The 21,442-nt window shown below is 55.4% G+C and carries 24 protein-coding genes; all 24 read right to left on the minus strand.

What is annotated here, in order from left to right; translation table 11 throughout:
• Positions 1-6 precede the first annotated feature (6 nt).
• The 24 genes from rpsH to rplJ all read right to left on the minus strand — a co-directional run bounded on the left by rpsH (position 7) and on the right by rplJ (position 21,391).
• Complete coding sequence (rpsH, locus tag LVD08_RS19130; protein ID WP_007966178.1) at positions 7-399, minus strand: 30S ribosomal protein S8; 393 nt, start codon at positions 397-399, stop codon at positions 7-9.
• Positions 400-608: 209 nt separating this feature from the next.
• Complete coding sequence (gene rpsN / locus LVD08_RS19135; RefSeq protein ID WP_003228726.1) at positions 609-914, minus strand: 30S ribosomal protein S14; 306 nt, start codon at positions 912-914, stop codon at positions 609-611.
• Between the two features lie 13 nt (positions 915-927).
• A complete protein-coding gene (gene rplE / locus LVD08_RS19140) occupies positions 928-1,467 on the minus strand; it encodes a 50S ribosomal protein L5 (RefSeq protein ID WP_003210069.1) in 540 nt (179 codons plus the stop codon).
• A gap of 20 nt (positions 1,468-1,487) precedes the next feature.
• The gene (gene rplX / locus LVD08_RS19145) at positions 1,488-1,802 is read right to left on the minus strand and encodes a 50S ribosomal protein L24 (protein ID WP_003186046.1); all 315 of its coding nucleotides are present in this window, start codon (positions 1,800-1,802) and stop codon (positions 1,488-1,490) included.
• A gap of 11 nt (positions 1,803-1,813) precedes the next feature.
• Entirely contained in the window at positions 1,814-2,182 is a 369-nt protein-coding gene (rplN, locus tag LVD08_RS19150; RefSeq protein ID WP_002555479.1) for a 50S ribosomal protein L14, read from the minus strand.
• Positions 2,183-2,205: 23 nt separating this feature from the next.
• On the minus strand, positions 2,206-2,472 hold the full coding sequence (gene rpsQ / locus LVD08_RS19155; protein ID WP_003194644.1) for a 30S ribosomal protein S17: 267 nt from the start codon (positions 2,470-2,472) through the stop codon (positions 2,206-2,208).
• Positions 2,473-2,474: 2 nt separating this feature from the next.
• Entirely contained in the window at positions 2,475-2,666 is a 192-nt protein-coding gene (gene rpmC / locus LVD08_RS19160) for a 50S ribosomal protein L29 (RefSeq protein ID WP_002555481.1), read from the minus strand.
• Positions 2,666-3,079, minus strand: coding sequence for a 50S ribosomal protein L16 (rplP, locus tag LVD08_RS19165; RefSeq protein WP_003228729.1), 414 nt, complete (start codon positions 3,077-3,079; stop codon positions 2,666-2,668). The genes rpmC and rplP overlap by 1 nt, the downstream gene beginning before the upstream one ends.
• Before the next feature lie 12 nt (positions 3,080-3,091).
• Complete coding sequence (gene rpsC, locus LVD08_RS19170) at positions 3,092-3,778, minus strand: 30S ribosomal protein S3 (RefSeq protein WP_003176422.1); 687 nt, start codon at positions 3,776-3,778, stop codon at positions 3,092-3,094.
• Positions 3,779-3,791: 13 nt separating this feature from the next.
• The gene (gene rplV, locus LVD08_RS19175; protein ID WP_003103908.1) at positions 3,792-4,124 is read right to left on the minus strand and encodes a 50S ribosomal protein L22; all 333 of its coding nucleotides are present in this window, start codon (positions 4,122-4,124) and stop codon (positions 3,792-3,794) included.
• An 11-nt stretch (positions 4,125-4,135) separates the two neighbouring features.
• A complete protein-coding gene (gene rpsS, locus LVD08_RS19180) occupies positions 4,136-4,411 on the minus strand; it encodes a 30S ribosomal protein S19 (protein WP_003228731.1) in 276 nt (91 codons plus the stop codon).
• 16 nt (positions 4,412-4,427) lie between these two features.
• Positions 4,428-5,252, minus strand: coding sequence for a 50S ribosomal protein L2 (gene rplB, locus LVD08_RS19185; protein ID WP_003228734.1), 825 nt, complete (start codon positions 5,250-5,252; stop codon positions 4,428-4,430).
• 14 nt (positions 5,253-5,266) lie between these two features.
• Complete coding sequence (rplW, locus tag LVD08_RS19190; RefSeq protein WP_002555488.1) at positions 5,267-5,566, minus strand: 50S ribosomal protein L23; 300 nt, start codon at positions 5,564-5,566, stop codon at positions 5,267-5,269.
• Complete coding sequence (gene rplD, locus LVD08_RS19195; protein WP_003228735.1) at positions 5,563-6,165, minus strand: 50S ribosomal protein L4; 603 nt, start codon at positions 6,163-6,165, stop codon at positions 5,563-5,565. The genes rplW and rplD overlap by 4 nt, the downstream gene beginning before the upstream one ends.
• A 12-nt stretch (positions 6,166-6,177) precedes the next feature.
• Positions 6,178-6,813 (minus strand): 50S ribosomal protein L3, encoded by a 636-nt coding sequence (gene rplC, locus LVD08_RS19200; protein WP_003228738.1) that lies wholly within the window; start codon positions 6,811-6,813, stop codon positions 6,178-6,180.
• 80 nt (positions 6,814-6,893) lie between these two features.
• Positions 6,894-7,205, minus strand: a complete 312-nt coding sequence (gene rpsJ, locus LVD08_RS19205; RefSeq protein ID WP_003186070.1) for a 30S ribosomal protein S10 — start codon at positions 7,203-7,205, stop codon at positions 6,894-6,896.
• A gap of 158 nt (positions 7,206-7,363) precedes the next feature.
• Positions 7,364-8,557 carry an elongation factor Tu gene (gene tuf / locus LVD08_RS19210; RefSeq protein WP_024014521.1) on the minus strand — a complete coding sequence of 398 codons (1,194 nt, stop codon included), beginning with the start codon at positions 8,555-8,557 and terminating at the stop codon, positions 7,364-7,366.
• Positions 8,558-8,588: 31 nt separating this feature from the next.
• Entirely contained in the window at positions 8,589-10,694 is a 2,106-nt protein-coding gene (gene fusA, locus LVD08_RS19215) for an elongation factor G (RefSeq protein ID WP_007962223.1), read from the minus strand.
• A gap of 30 nt (positions 10,695-10,724) precedes the next feature.
• On the minus strand, positions 10,725-11,198 hold the full coding sequence (gene rpsG / locus LVD08_RS19220; RefSeq protein WP_003228745.1) for a 30S ribosomal protein S7: 474 nt from the start codon (positions 11,196-11,198) through the stop codon (positions 10,725-10,727).
• Positions 11,199-11,305: 107 nt separating this feature from the next.
• On the minus strand, positions 11,306-11,677 hold the full coding sequence (gene rpsL, locus LVD08_RS19225; protein WP_003186084.1) for a 30S ribosomal protein S12: 372 nt from the start codon (positions 11,675-11,677) through the stop codon (positions 11,306-11,308).
• A 215-nt stretch (positions 11,678-11,892) separates the two neighbouring features.
• The gene (rpoC, locus tag LVD08_RS19230) at positions 11,893-16,092 is read right to left on the minus strand and encodes a DNA-directed RNA polymerase subunit beta' (RefSeq protein ID WP_027614261.1); all 4,200 of its coding nucleotides are present in this window, start codon (positions 16,090-16,092) and stop codon (positions 11,893-11,895) included.
• Positions 16,093-16,155: 63 nt separating this feature from the next.
• Complete coding sequence (gene rpoB / locus LVD08_RS19235) at positions 16,156-20,229, minus strand: DNA-directed RNA polymerase subunit beta (protein ID WP_027614262.1); 4,074 nt, start codon at positions 20,227-20,229, stop codon at positions 16,156-16,158.
• A gap of 221 nt (positions 20,230-20,450) precedes the next feature.
• A complete protein-coding gene (gene rplL, locus LVD08_RS19240) occupies positions 20,451-20,816 on the minus strand; it encodes a 50S ribosomal protein L7/L12 (protein WP_007962228.1) in 366 nt (121 codons plus the stop codon).
• Positions 20,817-20,890: 74 nt separating this feature from the next.
• Entirely contained in the window at positions 20,891-21,391 is a 501-nt protein-coding gene (gene rplJ / locus LVD08_RS19245) for a 50S ribosomal protein L10 (protein ID WP_003228752.1), read from the minus strand.
• Positions 21,392-21,442 lie beyond the last annotated feature (51 nt).

Genomic DNA, 21,442 nt, shown 5'->3' on the forward strand with positions numbered 1-21,442 from the left:
CCCCCCTTAGAACACAGTGCAAAGAACTTCGCCGCCGACACCGGCAGCGCGCGCAGCACGATCCGTCATCACACCTTTGTTGGTGGAGACGATAGACACGCCAAGACCGCCACGAACTTTCGGCAGATCTTCAACGGACTTGTACTGACGCAGGCCTGGACGACTAACGCGCTTCACTTCCTCGATGACCGGACGGCCTTCGAAGTATTTCAGCGAGATGGACAACGACGGCTTAGCGTCGGTGGTGATCTGAAAATCCGCGATGTAACCTTCGTCCTTCAGGACTTTTGCTACAGCCACCTTCAACGTGGAAGACGGCATGCTTACGACAGACTTTTCAGCCATCTGGGCATTACGGATTCGAGTTAGCATGTCCGCTAACGGGTCCTGCATACTCATGGGCTAGACGCTCCTAATACAGAAAAATTAGCCTTGCGGCTACTACATGTCGCCGAGAAACTCCGGGCATGAAAAACACGGGCTCAGGCGAGCCGGTCATTCTAGACACACCCCAGAAATGAATCAAGCCCCAAAAGGGGCTTGATTCAGATTCAAGGCCACCGATGGTCAGGTTCTTGCGACCCTGACCATCAAGGCTTTGACAGCGATTACCAGCTGGCTTTAACCAGACCTGGAACGTCACCACGCATTGCCGCTTCACGCAGTTTGTTACGGCCCAGGCCGAACTTGCGGTAAACGCCGTGCGGACGACCAGTCAGGCGGCAACGGTTACGCATGCGCGAAGCGCTTGCGTCACGTGGTTGCTTCTGCAGAGCTACGGTAGCTTCCCAACGCGCTTCTGGACTTGCGTTCAGATCAACGATGATAGCTTTCAGCGCTGCACGCTTGGTGGCGTACTTGGCAACAGTGAGCTGACGCTTCAGCTCACGGTTTTTCATGCTCTTCTTGGCCATTTTCCTACTCCAATCAGTTGCGGAACGGGAATTTGAAAGCACGCAGCAGAGCGCGGCCTTCATCATCGTTCTTGGCAGTGGTGGTCAGGGTAATGTCCAGACCGCGGAGAGCATCGATCTTGTCGTAGTCGATTTCCGGGAAAATGATCTGCTCTTTCACGCCCATGCTGTAGTTGCCACGACCATCAAAGGACTTGGCATTCAGGCCGCGGAAGTCGCGAACCCGAGGCAGGGAGATCGACAGCAGACGATCCAGGAACTCGTACATACGCTCACGGCGCAGAGTCACTTTGACGCCGATCGGCCATCCTTCACGGACTTTAAAGCCAGCGATGGATTTACGAGCGTAGGTCACAACGACTTTTTGGCCGGTGATCTTTTCCAGGTCAGCAACAGCGTGCTCGATGACTTTTTTGTCGCCGATCGCTTCGCCCAGACCCATGTTCAGGGTGATTTTGGTAACGCGCGGAACTTCCATCACGTTCGAAAGCTTAAGTTCTTCCTTAAGTTTCGGAGCGATTTCCTTCCGGTAAATCTCTTTTAGTCGTGCCATGGTCTTCTACCTAGCAGTGTTCAAGCATCAACCGCTTTTTGGGTCGACTTGAAGACACGAATTTTCTTACCGTCTTCTACTTTGAAACCAACGCGGTCAGCCTTGTTGGTTTCGCCGTTGAAGATGGCGACGTTGGAAGCGTGCAGTGGCGCTTCTTTCTCGACGATACCGCCCTGTACGCCCGACATCGGGTTAGGCTTGGTATGACGCTTGACCAGGTTCAGACCACCAACAACCAGACGGTTGTCAGCAAGAACCTTCAGCACCTTACCGCGCTTACCTTTGTCTTTGCCGGCGATCACGATGATCTCGTCGTCACGACGAATCTTTTGCATGTCGGATCTCCTTACAGCACTTCTGGGGCGAGCGAGACGATCTTCATGAACTTCTCAGTACGAAGTTCACGGGTCACTGGCCCAAAGATACGGGTGCCGATCGGCTCTTGCTTGTTGTTCAGAAGAACAGCAGCGTTGCCATCAAAGCGGATAATGGAGCCATCAGCACGACGTACGCCGTGACGAGTGCGGACTACAACAGCAGTCATCACTTGGCCTTTTTTCACTTTACCGCGAGGAATTGCTTCCTTGACGGTAACTTTGATGATGTCACCGATACCAGCGTAACGACGATGGGAGCCACCCAGCACCTTGATGCACATAACGCGGCGAGCGCCGCTGTTATCGGCCACATCGAGCATGGATTGAGTCTGAATCATATAATTTCTCCGACCCCTAGCCCTTAGACTTCCACAGCGCGTTCGAGAACATCAACCAGCGCCCAAGACTTGGTCTTGGCCATCGGACGAGTTTCACGAATAGTGACTTTGTCGCCGATGTGGCACTGATTGGTTTCGTCGTGCGCGTGCAGCTTAGTCGAACGCTTAACGTATTTACCGTAGATCGGGTGCTTAACGCGACGCTCGATCAGAACGGTGATGGTTTTGTCCATCTTGTCGCTGACAACACGGCCAGTCAGCGTACGGACAGTTTTTTCGGCTTCAGCCATGATCACTTACCTGCCTGCTGGTTGAGCACAGTCTTCACGCGAGCGATGTCACGCTTAACTTGCGAGAGCAGATGAGACTGCCCCAACTGGCCAGTTGCTTTCTGCATACGCAGATTGAACTGGTCGCGCAGCAAGCCGAGCAGTTGCTCGTTCAGCTGCTGTGCGGATTTTTCACGAAGTTCATTCGCTTTCATCACATCACCGTCCGTTTAACAAAGGAGGTGGCGAGCGGCAGCTTTGCAGCAGCCAGGGCGAAAGCCTCACGCGCCAGCTCTTCAGAAACACCCTCGATTTCATACAGGACTTTGCCTGGCTGAATCTGGGCAACCCAGTACTCCACGTTACCCTTACCTTTACCCATACGAACCTCGAGAGGTTTCTTGGAGATCGGCTTGTCCGGGAATACACGGATCCAGATCTTGCCACCACGTTTTACGTGACGGGTCAGAGCACGACGCGCTGACTCGATCTGACGAGCGGTGAGACGACCACGAGCAACAGACTTCAGCGCGAACTCGCCGAAGCTGACTTTGCTACCGCGCAGTGCCAGACCACGGTTGTGGCCGGTCATCTGCTTGCGGAACTTCGTACGCTTTGGTTGCAACATTTGGCGTACCCCTTACTTAGCAGCTTTTTTACGAGGCGCTGGTGCTTGTGGTTTCAGCTCTTCTTGGCGACCACCAATTACTTCGCCTTTGAAGATCCAAACCTTTACACCGATCACACCGTAGGTGGTGTGAGCTTCGTAGTTGGCATAGTCGATGTCGGCACGCAGGGTGTGCAGTGGCACACGACCTTCGCGATACCATTCAGTACGTGCGATTTCAGCACCGCCGAGACGACCGCTCACTTGGATTTTGATGCCTTTGGCACCAATGCGCATGGCGTTCTGTACTGCGCGCTTCATAGCGCGACGGAACATTACACGACGCTCCAGCTGCTGAGCTACGCTCTGCGCAACCAGCATACCGTCGAGCTCCGGCTTGCGGATCTCTTCGATATTGATGTGCACAGGCACACCCATTTGCTTGGTCAGGTCCTGACGCAGTTTCTCAACATCTTCACCTTTCTTCCCGATAACAATACCTGGACGAGCGGTGTGGATGGTGATGCGTGCAGTTTGGGCCGGACGATGGATATCGATACGGCTTACGGACGCGCTTTTTAGTTTGTCTTGGAGATACTCACGCACTTTCAGATCTGCGAACAAGTAGTCCGCATAAGTCCGACCGTCTGCGTACCAGACGGAGGTGTGCTCCTTGACGATTCCCAGGCGAATGCCAATGGGATGTACTTTCTGACCCATCTCTTCGACTCCGTTACTTGTCAGCAACCTTGACAGTGATATGGCAAGACCGCTTGACGATGCGATCAGCACGGCCTTTGGCACGTGGCATGATGCGCTTCAGCGAACGCCCTTCGTTGACGAAAACGGTGCTGACCTTCAGGTCATCAACGTCTGCGCCTTCGTTATGCTCGGCGTTGGCTACGGCCGACTCCAGCACTTTCTTCATGATCTCGGCGGCTTTCTTACTGCTGAAAGCCAACAGGTTGAGCGCTTCGCCCACCTTCTTCCCGCGGATCTGGTCGGCGACCAAGCGGGCTTTCTGGGCGGAGATTCGAGCGCCCGACAACTTAGCGGCTACTTCCATTTCCTTACCCCTTAACGCTTGGCTTTCTTGTCAGCCACGTGCCCACGATAAGTGCGGGTACCGGCGAACTCGCCCAGTTTATGGCCAACCATGTCTTCGTTCACGAGAACTGGGACGTGCTGACGGCCGTTGTGTACTGCGATGGTCAGACCGACCATTTGTGGCAGGATCATCGAACGACGCGACCAAGTCTTAATTGGTTTGCGATCGTTCTTTTCCGCCGCCACTTCGATCTTCTTCAGTAGGTGAAGATCAATAAAAGGACCTTTTTTCAGAGAACGTGGCACTGTCGTATCCCTCTATTTACTTGCGACGACGGACGATCATTTTGTCGGTACGCTTATTACCACGAGTCTTCGCGCCCTTAGTCGGGAAGCCCCATGGCGATACCGGATGACGACCACCAGAGGTACGACCTTCACCACCACCATGTGGGTGGTCAACCGGGTTCATGGCAACACCACGAACGGTTGGGCGAACGCCACGCCAGCGTTTGGCACCAGCTTTACCCAGCGAACGCAGGCTGTGCTCGGAGTTCGAGACTTCGCCCAGGGTCGCACGGCATTCAGCCAGGACTTTACGCATTTCACCGGAACGCAGACGCAGGGTAACGTACACGCCTTCACGAGCGATCAGCTGAGCCGAAGCACCAGCGGAACGAGCGATCTGCGCGCCTTTACCTGGCTTCAGTTCGATGCCGTGTACGGTAGAACCGACTGGAATGTTGCGCAGTTGCAGAGCGTTGCCTGGCTTGATTGGAGCCAGAGCGCCTGCGATCAGCTGGTCGCCAGCACTCACGCCTTTAGGGGCGATGATGTAGCGACGCTCGCCGTCTGCGTAGCAGAGCAGTGCGATGTGAGCAGTACGGTTTGGATCGTATTCGATACGCTCGACAGTGGCGACGATGCCATCTTTGTCGTTGCGACGGAAATCGACCATACGGTAATGCTGCTTATGACCACCACCGATGTGACGAGTGGTAATACGGCCATTGTTGTTACGACCACCAGTCTTCGATTTTTTCTCGAGCAGCGGTGCGTGAGGAGCGCCTTTATGCAGCTCCTGGTTGACCACCTTGACCACAAAACGGCGGCCAGGGGAAGTCGGTTTGCATTTAACGATTGCCATGATGCACCCCTTCCTTACTCAGCACTGCTGCTGAAATCGAGATCTTGGCCTGGCTGAAGGGAGATAACTGCCTTCTTCCAGTCATTACGCTTGCCCAGACCGCGAGCAGTGCGCTTGCTCTTACCCAGAACGTTCAGGGTAGTGACGCGCTCTACTTTCACGCTGAACAGGCTTTCGACGGCCTTCTTGATTTCCAGCTTGGTTGCATCAGTAGCAACCTTGAAAACGAACTGGCCTTTCTTGTCTGCCAGAACCGTAGCCTTCTCGGAAACGTGCGGGCCAAGCAGAACTTTAAATACGCGTTCCTGGTTCATCCCAGCAGCTCCTCGAATTTCTTCACGGCCGACACGGTGATCAACACCTTGTCGTATGCGATCAGACTAACTGGATCGGAACCTTGCACGTCACGTACATCTACGTGTGGCAGGTTACGAGCAGCCAGGTACAGGTTCTGATCAACAGCGTCCGACACGATGAGAACATCGGTCAGGCTCATGTTGTTCAGCTTGCCCAGCAGATCTTTGGTTTTCGGAGTTTCAACAGCGAAATCCTGAACCACGACCAGACGATCAGTACGCACCAGCTCAGCAAGGATGGAACGCATTGCTGCGCGATACATCTTCTTGTTCAGCTTCTGGGAGTGATCCTGTGGACGAGCTGCGAAAGTGGTACCGCCGCCACGCCAGATTGGGCTACGGATAGTACCGGCACGAGCACGGCCAGTACCTTTCTGACGCCATGGGCGCTTACCGCCACCACGAACGTCGGAACGGGTCTTTTGCTGCTTGCTACCTTGACGGCCGCCGGCCATGTAGGCCACGACTGCTTGGTGAACCAGCGTCTCGTTGAACTCGCCGCCAAATGTCAGTTCGGAAACTTCGATCGCTTGAGCGTCATTTACATTTAATTGCATGTCAGCTTCCCCTTAACCGCGAGCCTTGGCTGCTGGACGTACAACCAGGTTGCCGCCAGTAGCGCCAGGAACAGCGCCCTTGACCAACAACAGATTGCGTTCAGCGTCCACGCGCACTACTTCCAGGGACTGCACGGTCACGCGCTCAGCGCCCATATGACCGGACATTTTTTTGCCCTTGAATACACGACCAGGAGTCTGGCACTGGCCGATAGAGCCTGGGACGCGGTGGGATACGGAGTTACCGTGGGTGTTATCTTGCCCGCGGAAATTCCAACGCTTGATCGTACCCTGGAAGCCTTTACCCTTGGACTGACCGGTTACATCAACCAGTTGACCAGCGGCGAAGATTTCAGCGTTGATCAGATCGCCAGCCTGGTACTCGCCTTCTTCAAGACGGAATTCCATGGTGGTGCGACCAGCGGCAACGTTCGCTTTAGCGAAGTGACCAGCTTGAGCTGCTGTTACACGCGAAGCACGACGCTCGCCGACAGTGACTTGCACTGCACGATAGCCATCGGTCTCTTCAGTTTTGAACTGGGTGACGCGATTCGGCTCGATCTCAATGACCGTGACCGGAATGGAGACACCTTCTTCGGTGAAAATACGGGTCATACCGCATTTACGACCGACTACACCAATAGTCATGTTGTAAACCTCATGAGTGTACGGGGCTTTCACCCGCTATGGCCGCCCATTTCAGAGCGTTACACGACCAAGACCGAGTCTTAGCCGAGGCTGATCTGCACTTCCACACCGGCCGCAAGATCAAGCTTCATAAGAGCATCAACGGTTTTATCCGTTGGCTGGACGATGTCCAGAACGCGCTTATGAGTGCGGATTTCGTACTGGTCACGCGCGTCTTTGTTGACGTGCGGGGAAACCAGAACGGTGAACCGCTCTTTACGGGTAGGCAGTGGAATTGGACCACGCACTTGAGCACCAGTACGTTTCGCGGTTTCCACGATTTCCTGGGTTGATTGGTCGATCAGGCGATGGTCGAAAGCCTTCAACCTGATACGGATTTGCTGATTTTGCATTGGATTTCAGACTCCGGCTGCTATTCCCACCGGGCGCAATACGCCCGTTAAAAGGAGGCGCAATTCTATAGACGCCCCAGATAGGTGTCAACCCAATAAAAAAGCCCCCGCTGAGCGGGGGCTTTTTCAATTCATCAAGCAGACTCTATAAAAGAGAATTACTCGATGATTTTGGCTACGACGCCAGCGCCGACGGTACGACCGCCTTCACGGATAGCGAAACGCAGACCATCTTCCATCGCGATGGTTTTGATCAGGGTAACAGTCATCTGAATGTTGTCACCTGGCATTACCATTTCAACGCCTTCTGGCAGCTCGCAGTTACCAGTCACGTCAGTAGTACGGAAGTAGAACTGTGGACGGTAGCCTTTGAAGAACGGAGTGTGACGACCGCCTTCTTCCTTGCTCAGAACGTAAACTTCTGCGGTGAACTTGGTGTGCGGCTTAACCGAACCCGGCTTAACCAGAACCTGACCACGTTCAACGTCGTCACGCTTGGTACCACGCAGCAGAACGCCGCAGTTCTCGCCAGCACGACCTTCGTCGAGCAGCTTGCGGAACATCTCAACACCGGTGCAGGTGGTGGTGGTAGTGTCACGCAGACCAACGATTTCCAGTGCATCTTGAACGCGAACGATACCGCGCTCGATACGACCAGTCACAACAGTACCGCGACCCGAGATCGAGAATACGTCTTCGATTGGCATCAGGAATGGCTTGTCGATCATACGAACTGGTTCTGGGATGTAGGTATCCAGAGTTTCAACCAGTTTACGAACGGCAGTGGTGCCCATTTCGTTGTCGTCTTTGCCTTCCAGCGCCATACGAGCCGAACCGATGATGATCGGAGTGTCGTCGCCTGGGAAGTCATAAGTGGACAGCAGGTCGCGAACTTCCATCTCAACCAGTTCCAGCAGCTCAGCGTCGTCTACCAGGTCAGCCTTGTTCAGGAAAACCACGATGTACGGAACGCCTACCTGACGGGACAGCAGGATGTGCTCACGGGTTTGTGGCATCGGACCATCAGCGGCCGAGCAAACCAGGATCGCGCCGTCCATCTGGGCAGCACCGGTGATCATGTTCTTCACGTAGTCAGCGTGACCTGGGCAGTCAACGTGAGCGTAGTGACGAATAGTCGAGTTGTACTCAACGTGAGCGGTGTTGATGGTGATACCGCGAGCTTTTTCTTCTGGAGCGCTGTCGATCTTGTCGAATTCAACTACGGCCGAACCGAAAACTTCGGAGCAGACGCGAGTCAGAGCAGCGGTCAGAGTGGTTTTACCGTGGTCAACGTGACCGATGGTGCCAACGTTGACGTGCGGTAGGGAACGATCAAATTTTTCTTTAGCCACGACAATTAACTCCTAGCCTAAAGGGGCTGAATCAGCCTTGTTTTTTGGTTACGGATTCGACGATGTGCGACGGAGCCGTATCGTATTTTTTGAATTCCATAGAGTAGCTTGCGCGACCCTGGGACATGGAGCGAACGTCGGTCGCATAACCGAACATCTCACCCAGTGGAACCTCGGCACGGATAACCTTGCCGGACACTGTGTCTTCCATACCCTGGATCATGCCGCGACGACGGTTAAGGTCGCCCATTACATCACCCATATAGTCTTCAGGCGTAACAACCTCTACCGCCATGATCGGCTCGAGCAACTCACCACCACCCTTCTGGGCCAGTTGCTTGGTCGCCATGGAAGCAGCCACTTTAAACGCCATCTCGTTGGAGTCGACGTCGTGGTAAGAACCATCGAACACGGTTGCCTTCAGGCCGATCAGCGGATAGCCGGCAACAACGCCGTTCTTCATCTGCTCTTCGATACCCTTCTGGATAGCCGGGATGTATTCCTTAGGAACCACACCACCTACAACTTCGTTCACGAATTGCAGACCTTCCTGACCTTCATCAGCAGGAGCAAAACGGATCCAGCAGTGACCGAACTGGCCGCGACCACCGGACTGACGAACGAACTTGCCTTCGATTTCACAGTTCTTCGTGATGCGCTCACGATACGAAACCTGAGGCTTGCCGATGTTGGCTTCGACGTTGAACTCACGGCGCATCCGGTCAACCAGGATGTCCAGGTGCAGCTCGCCCATGCCGGAGATGATCGTTTGACCAGTCTCTTCATCAGTTTTAACGCGGAAAGACGGGTCTTCCTGAGCCAGCTTGCCCAGTGCGATACCCATTTTTTCCTGGTCATCCTTGGTCTTAGGCTCTACGGCAACCGAAATAACCGGCTCCGGGAAGTCCATGCGAACCAGGATGATTGGCTTGTCAGCGTTGCAGAGGGTTTCACCAGTGGTGACGTCCTTCATGCCGATCAGGGCCGCGATGTCGCCAGCGCGTACTTCCTTGATCTCTTCACGGGCGTTTGCGTGCATTTGCACCATACGACCCACGCGCTCTTTCTTGCCTTTAACCGAGTTGATCACGCCGTCGCCGGAGTTCAACACGCCCGAGTAAACACGGACGAAGGTCAAGGTACCCACGAATGGGTCGGTAGCGATTTTGAACGCCAGTGCCGCGAACGGCTCGTCGTCACTTGCGTGACGCTCCATTTCCTCTTCCTCGTTATCAGGGTTCGAGCCCTTGATAGCTGGAATGTCGGTTGGAGCAGGCAGGAAGTCGATAACGGCGTCGAGAACCAGGGGAACGCCCTTGTTCTTGAACGACGAACCGCACACAGCCAGAACGATTTCGCCAGCGATAGTGCGCTGACGCAGAGCGGCCTTGATCTCTTCGATCGACAGCTCTTCGCCTTCCAGGTACTTGTTCATCAGCTCTTCACTGGCTTCGGCCGCAGCCTCAACCATGTTGCTGCGCCACTCAGTAGCCAGCTCGAGCATGTCCGCAGGGATTTCCTTGCGAACAGGAACCATACCCTTGTCAGAGTCGTTCCAGTAAACAGCCTGCATGTTGATCAGGTCGATCTGGCCCTGGAAGTTGTCTTCCGAACCGATAGCCAGCTGAATCGGCACCGGAGTGTGACCCAGACGCTGTTTGATCTGACCGATCACGCGCAGGAAGTTGGCACCGGCACGGTCCATCTTGTTTACGTAAACAAGACGTGGAACGCCGTATTTGTTGGCTTGACGCCATACGGTTTCCGACTGCGGCTCAACACCCGAAGTACCGCAGAATACAACGACAGCGCCGTCGAGTACGCGCAGGGAACGTTCAACTTCAATGGTGAAGTCTACGTGGCCCGGGGTATCGATGACGTTGAAACGGTGCTCGTGTGGGTACTGCTTCTCGGAACCTTTCCAGAAGGCGGTAATGGCAGCAGAAGTAATGGTAATACCACGCTCCTGCTCCTGAACCATCCAGTCTGTGGTCGCGGCGCCGTCATGCACCTCGCCCATTTTGTGACTTTTGCCAGTGTAAAAAAGGACGCGCTCGGTGGTGGTGGTTTTACCAGCATCCACGTGAGCGACGATACCGATGTTACGGTAGCGACTAATCGGAGTAGTACGAGCCATAAAGCCCTCGCAAAATTAGTGAAGCTAAAATTAGAAGCGGTAGTGCGAGAAAGCTTTGTTGGCTTCGGCCATACGGTGCACGTCTTCACGCTTCTTAACAGCAGCACCTTTACCTTCAGCAGCATCCAGCAGTTCGCCAGCCAAGCGCAGAGCCATAGACTTCTCGCCACGCTTACGGGCGAAGTCTACCAACCAGCGCATTGCCAGAGCGTTACGGCGGGAAGGACGAACCTCGACCGGAACCTGGTAAGTAGCACCACCAACGCGGCGCGACTTCACTTCGACCAGCGGAGCGATGGCGTCGAGTGCTTTTTCGAAGAGTTCCAGGGGATCGGTGCCGGCCTTACGAGCCTTCACGGTTTCCAGGGCACCATAAACGATACGTTCGGCAACGGCTTTCTTGCCGCTTTCCATAACGTGGTTCATGAATTTGGCGAGGATCTGGCTTCCGTATTTCGGATCGTCCAGAATCTCACGCTTTGCTGCTACGCGACGTCTTGGCATGATAAGCCCTCAAGCGGTCTTCAGGTTAGTTCGGGACAGATCCATTGGATGCAAGCCCGACCTTACTCTTATCGACTCAATAAAATGAAAATCTGCAAAACGACCGATTACTTCGGACGCTTGGTACCGTACTTCGAACGACCCTGGTTACGGCCTTTAACGCCGGAAGTATCCAAGGAGCCGCGAACGGTGTGGTAACGAACACCTGGCAAGTCTTTTACACGACCGCCGCGGATCAGTACCACGCTGTGCTCTTGCAGGTTGTGGCCTTCACCACCGATGTACGAGGAAACCTCGAAACCGTTGGTCAGACGCACACGGCATACTTTACGCAGTGCCGAGTTAGGTTTTTTCGGCGTAGTGGTGTACACACGGGTGCACACGCCACGACGTTGCGGGCAGTTCTGCAGCGCAGGCACGTCGGATTTCTCGACGATACGCTTACGCGGCTGACGTACCAGCTGGTTGATAGTTGCCATCTACTAGCTCCACTGTTGTCTTGCGACGCTATTGTCTTGCAAGAAAAGCAAAATGACAGGAACGGATTCCCGCCAAATTTAGGGGATCAAGAGTCTAAAGAGGATCTTGTCCCCAGTCAAGGCAAGGCCCCGACCTCCCCGCCCGTCGAACCTTGACAATTTGTCTCGATTCGACGAACGGAGCGATCAGGGCCTCAGCTTAGTTACCGCAGAACTCAGTTACCGCTCGAGTTCAGCGCTTCGGTCAGTGCAGCTTCCACTTCACTGGCGCTTACGCGCAACGGCTTGTCTGCATCACGACGACGCTTGCGCTCGCTGTGATATGCCAGACCGGTACCGGCCGGGATCAGACGACCCACGACCACGTTTTCTTTCAGGCCGCGCAGGTAGTCGCGCTTGCCAGTGACTGCCGCTTCGGTCAGTACGCGGGTGGTTTCCTGGAAGGAAGCCGCCGAGATGAACGATTCGGTGGACAACGACGCCTTGGTGATACCCAGCAGAACGCGAGTGAACTTGGAGACAAACTTGTCTTCCGCGCTCAGACGTTCGTTCTCTACCAGTACGTGAGTCAGCTCCATCTGGTCGCCCTTGATGAAACTGGAATCGCCGGACTCGGAGATCTCAACTTTACGCAGCATCTGACGCAGGATGGTCTCGATATGCTTGTCGTTGATCTTCACGCCTTGCAGACGGTAAACGTCCTGGATCTCGTTCACGATGTACTTGGCCAGCGCGCTCACACCCAGCAGACGCAGGATGTCGTGCGGATCGCTTGGACCATCGGAGATAACTTCGCCGCGGTTTACCTGTTCACCTTCGAACACGTTCAGGTGACGCCACTTCGGAATCAGCTCTTCGTACGGATCGCTACCGTCGTTCGGGGTAATGACCAGACGGCGCTTGCCTTTGGTCTCTTTACCGAACGCGATGGTGCCGCTGACTTCAGCCAGAATCGACGCTTCCTTCGGACGACGAGCTTCGAACAGGTCGGCAACACGCGGCAGACCACCGGTGATGTCGCGAGTTTTCGAAGTTTCTTGCGGGATACGAGCGATAACGTCACCGATCGCGATCTTCGCACCGTCCGCAACACCGACCAAGGCGTTGGCTGGCAGGAAGTACTGAGCGATAACGTCAGTGCCTGGCAGCAACAGATCCTTGCCGTTGTCGTCGACCATCTTCACTGCTGGACGGATTTCTTTGCCCGCAGCTGGACGATCTTTCGCGTCGAGTACTTCAATGTTGGTCATACCGGTCAATTCGTCAGTCTGACGCTTGATCGTGATGCCTTCTTCCATGCCCACGTAGGTCACGGTACCTTTCATTTCGGTAACGATCGGGTGAGTGTGCGGATCCCACTTGGCCACGATTGCGCCAGCGTCGACCTTGTCACCTTCTTTAACCGAAATCACAGCACCGTACGGAAGCTTGTAACGCTCACGCTCACGACCGAAGTCATCAGCGATTGCCAGCTCACCGGAACGGGACACGGCAACCAAGTGGCCATCCACTCGCTCAACGTGTTTCAGGTTGTGCAGACGGACAGTACCGCCATTCTTCACCTGAACGCTGTCGGCTGCGGAAGTACGGCTTGCCGCACCACCGATGTGGAACGTACGCATCGTCAGCTGGGTACCCGGCTCACCGATGGACTGGGCAGCAATAACGCCGACCGCTTCACCGATGTTCACCTGGTGACCACGAGCCAGATCACGGCCGTAGCACTTGGCGCAAATGCCATAGCGGGTTTCGCAGCTGATCGGCGAACGCACGATCACTTCGTCGATGCTGTTCAGCTCGATGAACTCGACCCACTTCTCGTCTACCAGGGTACCGGCAGGAACGATAACGTCCTCGGTGCCTGGCTTGAATACGTCACGGGCGATAACACGACCCAATACGCGCTCACCCAACGGCTCTACAACGTCACCGCCTTCAATGTGCGGAGTCATCAACAGACCGTGTTCGGTGCCGCAATCGATCTCGGTTACAACCAGATCCTGCGCCACGTCTACCAGACGACGAGTCAGGTAACCGGAGTTCGCAGTTTTCAACGCGGTATCCGCCAGACCTTTACGAGCACCGTGAGTCGAGATGAAGTACTGAAGTACGCTCAGACCTTCACGGAAGTTCGCAGTAATCGGCGTTTCAATGATGGAACCGTCCGGCTTGGCCATCAGACCACGCATACCGGCCAGCTGACGAATCTGTGCTGCGGAACCCCGCGCACCCGAGTCGGCCATCATGTACATCGAGTTGAAGGACTCTTGGTCGACTTCGTCGCCATGACGGTCGATGACTTTCTCTTTCGAGAGGTTGGCCATCATCGCCTTGGAAACTTCGTCGTTCGCCTTCGACCAAAGGTCGATCACTTTGTTGTACTTCTCGCCCTGGGTTACCAGGCCGGAGGCGTACTGGCTCTCGATCTCTTTCACTTCGTCGGTGGCTGCACCGATGATGCGGGCTTTTTCGTCCGGGATAACGAAGTCGTTAACACCGATGGAAACGCCGGAGATGGTCGAGTAAGCGAAACCGGTGTACATCAACTGGTCAGCGAAGATCACGGTCTCTTTCAGACCAACCACGCGGTAGCACTGGTTGATCAGCTTGGAGATCGCCTTTTTCTTCATCGGCAGGTTGACGACATCGTACGACAGACCTTTTGGCACAACCTGGAACAGCAGCGCACGGCCGACAGTGGTGTCGACGATACGAGTGTTGCTCACGCTGTTGCCGTCACGGTCGTTGACGGTTTCGTTGATACGAACCTTGACCTTGGCGTGCAGTGCGGCTTCGCCGGCACGGAACACACGGTCAACTTCCTGCAGATCCGCGAACACACGACCTTCGCCCTTGGCGTTGATCGCTTCACGAGTCATGTAGTACAGACCCAATACAACGTCCTGCGACGGAACGATGATTGGCTCACCGTTGGCTGGCGACAGAATGTTGTTGGTCGACATCATCAACGCACGCGCTTCGAGCTGGGCTTCCAGCGTCAGCGGTACGTGCACGGCCATTTGGTCGCCGTCGAAGTCGGCGTTGTACGCGGCGCAGACCAGCGGGTGCAGCTGGATAGCCTTACCTTCGATCAGGACCGGTTCAAACGCCTGGATACCCAGACGGTGAAGGGTCGGTGCACGGTTGAGAAGAACCGGGTGTTCGCGAATCACTTCAGCGAGAACGTCCCAAACCTCTGGCAGTTCGCGCTCGACCATTTTCTTGGCCGCTTTGATGGTGGTCGCGAGACCACGCATTTCCAGCTTGCCGAAAATGAATGGTTTGAACAGCTCGAGAGCCATCTTCTTCGGCAGACCGCACTGGTGCAGACGCAGGGTCGGACCTACGGTAATTACCGAACGACCGGAGTAGTCAACACGCTTACCGAGCAAGTTCTGACGGAAACGACCCTGCTTACCCTTGATCATGTCAGCCAGGGATTTCAGAGGACGCTTGTTCGAACCGGTGATAGCGCGGCCACGACGACCGTTGTCGAGCAGTGCATCGACAGCTTCCTGCAACATACGCTTTTCGTTGCGCACGATGATGTCCGGAGCGGACAGATCCAGCAGGCGCTTCAAACGGTTGTTACGGTTGATCACTCGACGATACAGATCGTTGAGGTCGGAAGTCGCGAAACGACCGCCATCCAGCGGGACCAGTGGACGCAGATCTGGCGGCAGAACCGGCAGAACGGTCAGCACCATCCACTCTGGCAGGTTGCCGGAACCCTGGAAGGCTTCCATCAACTTCAGACGCTTGGACAGCTTCTTGATCTTGGTTTCCGAGTTGGTTTGCGGAATTTCTTCGCGCAGACGGCCAATCTCGTGCTCCAGGTCGATAGCGTGCAGCAGTTCACGGACAGCTTCTGCACCCATGCGGGCGTCGAAGTCATCACCAAACTCTTCCAGCGCTTCGAAGTACTGCTCGTCGTTCAGCAGCTGACCCTTTTCAAGGGTGGTCATGCCTGGATCGATAACGACGTAGCTCTCGAAGTAGAGAACGCGTTCGATATCACGCAGGGTCATGTCCATCAGCAGGCCGATACGGGACGGCAGCGATTTCAGGAACCAGATGTGGGCAACCGGCGAAGCCAGTTCGATGTGCGCCATGCGCTCACGACGAACCTTGGCCAGTGCAACTTCAACGCCGCACTTCTCGCAGATCACACCACGGTGCTTCAAGCGCTTGTACTTACCGCACAGGCACTCGTAATCCTTTACCGGGCCAAAGATCTTGGCGCAGAACAGACCGTCACGCTCAGGTTTGAACGTACGGTAGTTGATGGTTTCCGGCTTTTTAACTTCGCCGAACGACCACGAGCGGATCATCTCAGGCGAGGCCAATCCGATACGGATGGCGTCGAACTCTTCGACTTGACCCTGGTTTTTCAGCAAATTCAGTAGGTCTTTCAAGGCCTTTCCTCCTGGCGGAGCAGAGAGCGGGCAGTCCTGCCCCGCTCTCGATCGCGTCACGTGTTATTCGGTTTCCAGATCGATATCGATGCCGAGGGAACGAATTTCCTTGATCAACACGTTGAAGGACTCGGGCATGCCCGGCTCCATACGGTGATCGCCATCCACGATGTTTTTGTACATCTTGGTACGGCCGTTCACATCGTCCGACTTCACTGTGAGCATTTCTTGCAGAGTGTAAGCGGCACCGTATGCTTCCAGTGCCCAGACCTCCATCTCCCCGAAACGCTGACCACCGAACTGTGCCTTACCACCCAGCGGCTGCTGGGTAACCAGGCTGTACGAACCGGTAGAACGCGCGTGCATCTTGTCGTCTACCAAGTGGTTCAGCTTCAGCATGTACATGTAGCCAACGGTAACTGGACGCTCGAACTTGTTGCCGGTACGGCCGTCAGTCAGCTGCATCTGGCCGCTTTCCGGCAGGTCTGCCAGTTTCAGCATGGCCTTGATTTCGCTTTCCTTGGCGCCGTCGAACACTGGAGTGGCCATTGGAACGCCGCCACGCAGGTTCTTCGCCAGATCCAGGATTTCCTGATCGGAGAAGCTGTCCAGATCTTCGTTACGACCGCCGATCTGGTTGTAGATCTCGTCCAGGAAGGTACGCAGTTCAGCGACTTTACGCTGCTCTTCGACCATCCGGTTGATCTTCTCGCCCAGACCTTTGGCCGCGAGGCCCAGGTGGGTTTCAAGGATCTGACCAACGTTCATACGCGAAGGTACGCCCAACGGGTTGAGGACGACGTCGACCGGGGTGCCATTGGCATCGTGCGGCATGTCTTCAACCGGCATGATCACGGAGACCACACCTTTGTTACCGTGACGACCGGCCATCTTGTCGCCCGGCTGGATGCGACGACGGATTGCCAGGTAAACCTTGACGATTTTCAGCACGCCTGGAGCCAGGTCATCGCCCTGCTGCAGTTTGCGCTTCTTGTCTTCGAACTTGTCGTCCAGCAGACGGCGACGATCAACGATGTAGGCCTGAGCCTTCTCGAGCTGCTCGTTCAGAGCATCTTCAGCCATGCGCAGTTTGAACCACTGACCATGCTCAAGACCGTCGAGAACTTCGTCGGTGATGTCCTGACCTTTCTTCAGACCGGCGCCGCCTTCAGCCTTGTGGCCTACCAGAGCGGAGCGCAGACGTTCGAAGGTCGCGCCTTCTACGATACGGAACTCTTCGTTCAAATCCTTGCGGATCTCGTCCAGCTGGGACTTCTCGATCGACAGAGCACGAGCATCACGCTCAACGCCGTCGCGGGTGAAGACCTGTACGTCGATGACAGTACCTTTGGTACCGGTAGGTACACGCAGGGAGGTGTCTTTAACGTCGCTGGCTTTTTCACCGAAGATCGCACGCAGCAGTTTTTCTTCCGGAGTCAGTTGGGTCTCGCCTTTCGGAGTGACCTTGCCCACCAGGATGTCGCCTGCGCCTACTTCAGCACCTACATAAACGATACCGGCTTCGTCCAGCTTGTTCAGTGCAGCTTCACCCACGTTCGGGATGTCCGCAGTGATTTCCTCTGGGCCAAGCTTGGTGTCACGGGCCACACAGGTCAGTTCCTGAATGTGGATCGTGGTGAAGCGGTCTTCCTGAACCACACGCTCGGACAGGCAGATGGAGTCTTCGAAGTTGAAGCCGTTCCATGCCATGAACGCGATGCGCATGTTCTGACCCAGTGCCAGCTCACCCATGTCGGTGGACGGGCCGTCGGCCATGATGTCGCTACGCTGAACGCGATCACCCTTGCTCACCAGCGGACGCTGGTTGATGCAGGTGTTCTGGTTCGAGCGGGTGTATTTGGTCAGGTTGTAGATGTCGACACCGGCTTCACCGGTTTCAACTTCGTCATCAGCAACACGAACCACGATACGGCTGGCATCAACGGAGTCGATCACGCCGCCACGACGAGCCACGACGCAAACGCCGGAGTCGCGAGCCACGTTACGCTCCATGCCCGTACCTACCAGCGGCTTGTCAGCGCGCAGGGTTGGTACAGCTTGACGCTGCATGTTCGAACCCATCAACGCACGGTTGGCGTCGTCGTGCTCGAGGAACGGAATCAGCGACGCTGCAACCGAAACTACCTGCTTCGGCGAAACGTCCATCAGGGTGACGTCTTCCGGCGCCTTGACGGTGAATTCGTTCAGGTGACGTACGGCTACCAGTTCGTCAATCAGGACTTTCTGCTCGTTCATGGTCGCCGAAGCCTGCGCGATCACATGATCGGCTTCTTCAATGGCGGACAGGAACACGATCTCGTCGGTGACTACACCCTCTTTCACCACACGGTACGGGCTTTCCAGGAAGCCGTACTGGTTGGTGCGGGCATAAGCAGCCAGGGAGTTGATCAGACCGATGTTCGGACCTTCCGGCGTTTCAATCGGGCAGACACGACCGTAGTGAGTCGGGTGTACGTCACGGACTTCAAAGCCTGCGCGCTCACGAGTCAGACCGCCAGGGCCGAGTGCAGAGACACGACGCTTGTGGGTGATCTCGGACAGCGGGTTGTTCTGGTCCATGAACTGCGAGAGCTGGCTGGAACCGAAGAACTCCTTCACCGCCGCAGCCACTGGCTTGGCGTTGATCAGGTCTTGCGGCATCAGGCCTTCGCTTTCAGCCATCGACAGACGCTCTTTGACCGCACGCTCAACACGTACCAGGCCAACGCGGAACTGGTTCTCGGCCATTTCGCCTACGCAGCGAACACGACGGTTACCCAGGTGGTCGATGTCATCGACGATGCCTTTACCGTTACGGATGTCGACCAGAGTCTTCAGGACCGCGACGATGTCTTCCTTGCACAACACGCCCGAACCTTCGATCTCGGTACGACCGATACGACGGTTGAACTTCATCCGGCCGACCGCAGACAGGTCATAGCGCTCAGGGCTGAAGAACAGGTTGTTGAACAGGGTCTCGGCAGCGTCTTTGGTCGGCGGCTCGCCTGGACGCATCATGCGATAGATCTCGACCAGCGCTTCCAATTGGTTGCTGGTGGAGTCGATCTTCAGCGTGTCGGAGATGAACGGACCGCAGTCGATGTCGTTGGTGTACAGAGTTTCGATGCGAACAACGCCGGCCTTGGCGATTTTCGCCAGGACTTCGGTCGACAGCTCGGTGTTGCACTCTGCCAGGATTTCGCCGGTAGCTGGATGCACGATGACCTTGGCGGTGGTACGACCCAGGACGTAGTCCAGAGGCACGTCCAGCTCTTTGATCCCGGCCTTTTCCAGCTGGTTGATGTGGCGGGCAGTAATACGACGGCCCTGCTCGACAATAACCTTGCCTTTATCGTCCTGGATATCGAGAACAGCCACTTCACCGCGCAGACGCTGAGGCACCAGTTCCAGGCTCAGGCCTTCGCCTTTAACGTGGAATACGTTGGTGGTGTAGAAAGCGTCCAGCACTTCTTCGGTGGTGTAGCCGAGCGCGCGCAGCAGCACCGAGGCCGGCAGCTTGCGACGACGGTCGATACGCACAAATACGCAGTCTTTCGGGTCGAACTCGAAGTCCAGCCACGAACCGCGGTAAGGGATGATGCGCGCGGAGTACAGCAGTTTACCGGAACTGTGCGTCTTGCCGCGGTCGTGGTCGAAGAACACGCCCGGGGAACGGTGCAGCTGGGAAACGATAACACGCTCGGTACCGTTGATTACGAAGGTACCGTTCTCAGTCATCAATGGGATTTCGCCCATGTAGACTTCTTGCTCTTTGATGTCCTTGATCGCTTTGTTCGACGATTCTTTGTCGAAAATGATCAGGCGCACTTTTACCCGCAAAGGTACGGCGAAAGTTACACCGCGCAATACGCATTCTTTGACATCAAATGCCGGTTCGCCCAGGCGATAACCGACGTACTCCAGCGCAGCATTGCCGGAGTAGCTGATGATCGGGAAAACGGATTTGAAGGCCGCATGCAGGCCCACGTCGCGGAACTGATCTTTAGTCGCTCCCGCTTGCAAGAATTCACGATACGAATCCAGCTGGATGGCCAGGAGGTACGGCACATCCATGACGTCCGGCAACTTGCTAAAGTCCTTGCGGATACGTTTTTTCTCAGTATATGAGTAAGCCATCAGCGTTCCCCAGCTTGGTCACCTGCTTGTTTGGCCCCTCCCGACGGGAGCAGCCAGAAAATCGTGCAAACCCCATGGTTTGCGCCACCGCATCGGGTGGTTACAGCGCCTTTATCAGCACCGACCCAGTCGGCTGCCAATAACGGAAAAAGGCCGGTGGCAAGAGCCACCAGCCATCAGCCTGTCGCTTGACGCTCGGGCTGGAGGAGCAAAGTCGATACTTATTTCAGCTCGACTTTAGCGCCTGCTTCTTCCAGCTTCTTCTTGGCGTCTTCAGCAGCTTCTTTCGAAACGCCTTCAGCTACAACCTGAGGAGCGCCGTCTACTTTCTCTTTGGCTTCTTTCAGGCCCAGACCGGTCAGTTCACGAACTGCCTTGATCACGTTAACCTTCTTCTCGCCAGCTTCCAGCAGAACAACGTTGAACTCGGTTTGCTCTTCAACAGCAGCAGCAGCTACAGCTGGGCCAGCCGAAGCAGCAGCAGCGGTAACACCGAAGGTTTCTTCCATCGCTTTGATCAGCTCAACGATTTCCACTACGGATTTCTGGCCGATTGCTTCGATGATTTGTTCGTTAGTCAGAGACATGACTCAATTCCTGAATTGGGGGACGGCCTACGCGACCATCGAAATAAACAAAAAACGCGAGAAGTTGACGAGCCTTAGGCTGCGGCAGCTTCTTTCTGGTCGCGAATTGCCGCCAGAGTACGAGCCAACTTGCTGGTAGCGCCTTGAATCACGCTCATCAGCTGAGAAATTGCTTCGTCACGGGTCGGCAGAGTTGCCAGTACGTCGATCTGATTAGCTGCGAGGAACTTGCCCTCGAACGCAGCTGCCTTGATCTCGAACTTGTCCTGACCCTTGGCAAACTCTTTGAAGATACGAGCAGCAGCGCCCGGATGTTCGTTCGAGAATGCAATCAGGGTCGGGCCGGTGAACACGTCGTTGAGGACACTGTATTCAGTGTCAGCAACTGCGCGCTTGAGCAGGGTGTTACGTACAACACGTACGTAAACGCCAGCTTCACGAGCCTCTTTACGGAGTCCGGTCATTGCGCCTACTGTTACGCCACGGGCATCAACCACGACAGCGGACAGAGCGACTTTGGCAGCCTCGTTGACTTCAGCGACGATGGCCTTCTTGTCTTCGAGATTAATTGCCACGGGTTTAACTCCTGCTTGTTACCGTTTCACTCGGTCGAAACCGAATGTCGT

It is taken from the genome of Pseudomonas sp. YL2, assembly GCF_023063025.1.
GTDB classification, from domain to species: domain Bacteria; phylum Pseudomonadota; class Gammaproteobacteria; order Pseudomonadales; family Pseudomonadaceae; genus Aquipseudomonas; species Aquipseudomonas putida_A.

What these genes read in the sequence shown, in the direction of transcription:
- rplW (WP_002555488.1), bottom strand. Translation starts at nt 5,566, where the DNA reads ATGAACCAGGAACGCGTATTTAAAGTTCTGCTTGGCCCGCACGTTTCC.
- rpsQ (WP_003194644.1), bottom strand. Translation starts at nt 2,472, where the DNA reads ATGGCTGAAGCCGAAAAAACTGTCCGTACGCTGACTGGCCGTGTTGTC.
- rplL (WP_007962228.1), bottom strand. Translation starts at nt 20,816, where the DNA reads ATGTCTCTGACTAACGAACAAATCATCGAAGCAATCGGCCAGAAATCC.
- rplB (WP_003228734.1), bottom strand. Translation starts at nt 5,252, where the DNA reads ATGGCAATCGTTAAATGCAAACCGACTTCCCCTGGCCGCCGTTTTGTG.
- rpsG (WP_003228745.1), bottom strand. Translation starts at nt 11,198, where the DNA reads ATGCCAAGACGTCGCGTAGCAGCAAAGCGTGAGATTCTGGACGATCCG.
- rplV (WP_003103908.1), bottom strand. Translation starts at nt 4,124, where the DNA reads ATGGAAGTAGCCGCTAAGTTGTCGGGCGCTCGAATCTCCGCCCAGAAA.
- rplE (WP_003210069.1), bottom strand. Translation starts at nt 1,467, where the DNA reads ATGGCACGACTAAAAGAGATTTACCGGAAGGAAATCGCTCCGAAACTT.
- rpsJ (WP_003186070.1), bottom strand. Translation starts at nt 7,205, where the DNA reads ATGCAAAATCAGCAAATCCGTATCAGGTTGAAGGCTTTCGACCATCGC.
- rpoB (WP_027614262.1), bottom strand. Translation starts at nt 20,229, where the DNA reads ATGGCTTACTCATATACTGAGAAAAAACGTATCCGCAAGGACTTTAGC.
- rpsH (WP_007966178.1), bottom strand. Translation starts at nt 399, where the DNA reads ATGAGTATGCAGGACCCGTTAGCGGACATGCTAACTCGAATCCGTAAT.
- rpsC (WP_003176422.1), bottom strand. Translation starts at nt 3,778, where the DNA reads ATGGGTCAGAAAGTACATCCCATTGGCATTCGCCTGGGAATCGTCAAG.
- rplN (WP_002555479.1), bottom strand. Translation starts at nt 2,182, where the DNA reads ATGATTCAGACTCAATCCATGCTCGATGTGGCCGATAACAGCGGCGCT.
- rplP (WP_003228729.1), bottom strand. Translation starts at nt 3,079, where the DNA reads ATGTTGCAACCAAAGCGTACGAAGTTCCGCAAGCAGATGACCGGCCAC.
- rpsL (WP_003186084.1), bottom strand. Translation starts at nt 11,677, where the DNA reads ATGGCAACTATCAACCAGCTGGTACGTCAGCCGCGTAAGCGTATCGTC.
- fusA (WP_007962223.1), bottom strand. Translation starts at nt 10,694, where the DNA reads ATGGCTCGTACTACTCCGATTAGTCGCTACCGTAACATCGGTATCGTC.
- rplC (WP_003228738.1), bottom strand. Translation starts at nt 6,813, where the DNA reads ATGACTATTGGTGTAGTCGGTCGTAAATGCGGTATGACCCGTATTTTC.
- rplD (WP_003228735.1), bottom strand. Translation starts at nt 6,165, where the DNA reads ATGCAATTAAATGTAAATGACGCTCAAGCGATCGAAGTTTCCGAACTG.
- rpsN (WP_003228726.1), bottom strand. Translation starts at nt 914, where the DNA reads ATGGCCAAGAAGAGCATGAAAAACCGTGAGCTGAAGCGTCAGCTCACT.
- rpmC (WP_002555481.1), bottom strand. Translation starts at nt 2,666, where the DNA reads ATGAAAGCGAATGAACTTCGTGAAAAATCCGCACAGCAGCTGAACGAG.
- rplX (WP_003186046.1), bottom strand. Translation starts at nt 1,802, where the DNA reads ATGCAAAAGATTCGTCGTGACGACGAGATCATCGTGATCGCCGGCAAA.